At 76.2% G+C, this 3,911-nt stretch carries 4 protein-coding genes; all 4 read right to left on the bottom strand.

What is annotated here, in order from left to right; translation table 11 throughout:
* Positions 1-2 precede the first annotated feature (2 nt).
* A complete protein-coding gene (locus ACFU0Y_RS17510) occupies positions 3-800 on the bottom strand; it encodes a VOC family protein (protein WP_380216140.1) in 798 nt (265 codons plus the stop codon).
* 152 nt (positions 801-952) lie between these two features.
* Positions 953-2,182: an N-acetylglucosamine-6-phosphate deacetylase gene (gene nagA, locus ACFU0Y_RS17505; protein ID WP_380216139.1), complete on the bottom strand. Its 1,230-nt coding sequence runs from the start codon at positions 2,180-2,182 to the stop codon at positions 953-955.
* A 5-nt stretch (positions 2,183-2,187) separates the two neighbouring features.
* Positions 2,188-3,174, bottom strand: a complete 987-nt coding sequence (locus ACFU0Y_RS17500) for a glycosyl hydrolase family 32 (RefSeq protein WP_380216138.1) — start codon at positions 3,172-3,174, stop codon at positions 2,188-2,190.
* Positions 3,171-3,911 (bottom strand): glucosamine-6-phosphate deaminase (locus tag ACFU0Y_RS17495; protein ID WP_380216136.1); only part of this gene is annotated, 741 nt, incomplete at its 5' end. The genes ACFU0Y_RS17495 and ACFU0Y_RS17500, both read right to left, overlap by 4 nt.

The raw sequence follows: 3,911 nt of genomic DNA, 5'->3' as shown, positions 1-3,911 counted from the left end.
GCCTACGTGCCCGCGGGCTGCCCGGCCGCGGGCGCCATCATCGCGAAGGACTCCCGGTCCGGGCCGGCCACGACCGCCACGCGCCCGTACCGGAAGTCGAAGGGGTCCTCCACGACCGATCCGCCGGCCTCGCGCACGCGCTGCACGGCGGCGTCGACGTCCTCGACCTGGAAGCAGACCGACCAGACCGCCGGCGCGTTCTCCGCCGCGGGGTCGGTCCCGCCGATCCCGCCGGCCGGGCGGTCCCCGTGCGGCACCGTGAACGTGGCGTAGGAGACGCCGTCCTCGCCGATGTCCTCGTAGTGGTAGCCGAAGACCTGGGCGTAGAAGTCGCGGGCCGCGTGGTGGTCCGGGGTCATCAGGTCGCACCAGGCCACGCTGCCGGGCACGTCCACGGCGGCGAAGCCGACGTGCTCCCCGGCCTGCCACATCCCGAAGGACGCCCCGGTGGGATCCTGCCAGACGCCCATCCGGCCGAGCTCGCCCACGTCGACCGGCTCCATCAGCTGCGTGCCGCCGGCGGCGCGGACCCGTTCGGCGCAGAGGTCGATCCGGTCGGAGGCGAGGTAGACCTGCCACACGTGCGGGACGCCCGTCAGGTCCGGGGCCGCCGGGGAGAGCCCGGCCACCGGCCGTCCGCCGATCAGGGCGTTGCGGTACCCGCCGTGCTCGGGCCTCGGCTCGCCGTACTCCCAGCCGAGCACCGCCCGGTAGAAGTCCTGCGTGCGGGCGGGATCGGATGCGGTGAGATCGGCCCAGCAGGGCGTCCCGGCGGGCCACGCTTCGTCGCGCTGTGTCATGAGGGGCTCCTTCCGACACGGCCAGCGTACGCCGCACCCCCGCGGGCCGCGGCCACCGCCCGGGGGATCGTTACCCACCTGCGCCCCCGCCCCTCCGCGAGGTGGGGGCCGGCCGCCACCGCGCGCGGCCGCGCGGGCCGTGCATGGGGGTGTCAGCGGGGCGGGGCACCGGAGATCCACCGGCCCCGGCGCATCACGGCCGCCGGCCGGAGGTCCTCCCCCACCACCAGGAGGTCCGCGAGCGCGCCCGTCGCCAGGCTCCCGGCCTCCCCGGCCAGGCCCAGCACGCGGGCCGGGACCACGGTCGCCGAGCGCAGGGCCTCCCCGAGGGGGACGCCCGCCGCGACCGTCCGGCGGAGCACCTCCAGCATGGTCGCCGTGCCGCCCGCGATCGAGCCGTTGGAGACCAGCGTGGCCACCCCGTCCTGCACCCGCACCTCCGCCGCGCCGAGCGTGTAGGTGCCGTCCGTCAGCCCGGTCGCGGCCATCCCGTCGGTGACCAGCGCGATGCTGTCCGCGCCCGCCAGCTCGAACGCCCACCGCACGATGCCGGGGTCCAGGTGGGTGCCGTCGGCGATGAGCTCCACCACGGCCCGGCCCTGCGCCGCGGCGCGCAGGCAGGCCGGCACCGGCCCGGGGGACCGGTGGTGGATGGCGGGCATCGCGTTGAACAGGTGCGTCACCGTCGGCGACCGGGGTGCGCCGTCCCCGGGGGTCCTCTGGAGCAGCTCCTGCAGGTGGTGCAGCGCGGTGTCGACGGTCTCGGTGTCCGCGTCGGTGTGCCCGAGGGAGGGCACCACCCCGTGGGCGACGAGCAGCTCGGCGAGCTCCCGGGAGCCGGGCAGCTCCGGGGCGAAGGTCATCGTCCGGAGCGTCCCGGCCGCCGCGGCGACGAGGTCGGCCGCGAGCCCCGGATCGGGGTCCCGCATCCAGGCGGGGTCCTGCGCCCCGCACCGGGCCGTGGACAGGAACGGGCCCTCGAGGTGGATGCCGGCGACCAGCCCCTCCCGGGTGAGCGCCGCCAGCAGCGGCTCGGCGGCCAGCAGGTCCTCCCGCGAGGCGGTGACCAGGCTGGCCACGAGCGTCGTGGTGCCCTGGCGGTGGAACGCGTCGAGGGTGGCGCGGATCGGCCCCTCCGCCGAGGAGGAGAAGTCCGCGCCGAAGCCGCCGTGGCAGTGCAGGTCCACGAGTCCGGGCAGCACCATCTGCCCGGGGCCCAGGACATGGTGCTCCCCCGGGCCGCCGCCGGGGTGCCCGGACCGCGGCCCGGCGTGGACCACGCGACCGCCCTCGACGACCACCAGTCCGTCCCGGTGCTCGGCGTGCCCGGTGTGCACCCGGCCCGAGAGGGTCGTCCTGCCGGGAGAGTCCTCGGTGGTCACGGGGCTCACCTCCTTCTGCTCGTGCAGGGGACGGGGTGGGGTGCTCGGTCGTCGGCGGGGAAGAGCCGGCCCTCCGTCAGCAGGTCCGTCAGCGGCACCGGGCTCGCGATCTCGCCGACGAAGCTCCCGTCCACGCTGTTCTGGAAGCCGAACACGACCCACTGGCCGTCGCGCCGGCGGACCAGCTGGGCGGCGTAGACGCCGGGCACGAAGAAGCTGGCGCTCCGTTCGAGCTCCCACGGCCCGAGCCGGCCGGCGCCGGGGGCGATCCACGTGCCGGTGCTGCTCTCCGAGAACGGGATGCCGGGGGCCAGCCGCGGGAGGCAGGAGAAGATCAGCACTCCGGTCCCGTCCACGACCTGTGACTGGACGACCTCCATCTCCCCGAAGCCGGCGGGGGCGGTCAGCGGGGGCCGGACGGTCCAGTGCTCCAGGTCGTCGCTCACCGCGTGGCCGACCACGCCGCGGGCGTCCGGGTCCCCGGCGGCGGCGCGCGCCGTGACGAGCATCTGCCACTGCCGGGTGCCCTCGTCGTAGAAGACGAAGGGATCCCGCCAGGCCTCGTCCGGCCAGGTGCCCTCCCCGAGGGTCTCGTACCAGCGGGGGTCGGCCTCGACCGGGCCCGCGCCGGTGCGCTCCCAGCTGATCAGGTCGTCCGAGACCGCCGAGCCGATGCGCTGCCGCAGCCCGTCCTCGGCGCGGCCGACCCCGGTGTAGAAGAGGTGCCAGCGGCCGTCGTGGCCCCGGACGGTGCTGCCCGTCCAGGTCGCCAGGTCGTCCCAGGACGGTTCGTCGCCGGCCACGAGGGCGTCCGGCAGCAGGGTCCAGGTCTCCAGGTCGGTCGAGACGGCGTGCCCGATCGAGGCCCGGCGGTGGCGCCGCTCGGGGTCGCGCAGGGCGCGGCTGGCCCGCAGGAAGAACAGGTGGTAGTTCTCCCCGTCGTCGGCCAGCCAGCTGTCCCAGACCCAGGAGTCCGCGAGGCGGAACGTCATGGCCCCTCCTGGCGCAGCCGGTGCCCGGCCTCGGCCACGAACCGGTAGTAGTCCGTGAGCGCCAGGCGGCTCGCCGCCGCCTCGTCCACCACCACCGTGACCGCGCGGTGGAACTGCAGGACGGAGCCCGGGCACATCGCGGACACGGGCCCCTCCACGGTGGCGGCCACGGCGGCGGCCTTGTGCTCCCCCTGGGCGAGCAGGAGCACCCGGCGGGCGTCCAGGATCGTGCCCAGCCCCTGGGTGAGGCAGTGGGTGGGGACCTCGTCGGGGTCGTCGAAGAACCGGGCGTTGTCGGCGCGGGTCCGGGCGGACAGCGCCTTGACCCGGGTGCGGGAGGACAGCGAGGATCCCGGTTCGTTGAAGCCGATGTGCCCGTTGGCCCCGATGCCCAGGAGCTGGAGGTCGATCCCGCCCGCGCCGGCGATGGCCTCCTCGTAGTCCCGGCCGGCCTGCTCGAGGTCCCAGCGGGAGCCGTCGGGCACCCGCACCCGGGAGGCCGGCAGACCGAACGGGCCGGCGACCTCCCGGCCCAGGACCTCCGCGTAGGCGGCCGGGTGGGACGCCGGCAGGCCGACGTACTCGTCCAGCGCGAAGCACCGGAGCCCCGAGAGGTCCAGCGACCCCTCGGCCCGCCGGCGGGCCAGCTCGCGGTAGGCGCCGAGGGGGGACGAGCCCGTGGCCACGCCGAGCACGGTGTCCGGCCGGCGCCGGACCTGGTCGGCGACGACGTCGGC

It is taken from the genome of Kocuria sp. NPDC057446 (assembly GCF_042802875.1).
GTDB lineage: Bacteria > Actinomycetota > Actinomycetes > Actinomycetales > Micrococcaceae > Kocuria.
Note: the sequence above shows the minus strand (reverse complement) of the source record. Positions and strands in the feature narration are given on the sequence as shown.

Bases quoted from the DNA above. Each gene is read 5' to 3' on its own strand.
- ACFU0Y_RS17500 (WP_380216138.1), bottom strand. From the start codon at position 3,174: ATGACGTTCCGCCTCGCGGACTCCTGGGTCTGGGACAGCTGGCTGGCC.
- ACFU0Y_RS17510 (WP_380216140.1), bottom strand. From the start codon at position 800: ATGACACAGCGCGACGAAGCGTGGCCCGCCGGGACGCCCTGCTGGGCC.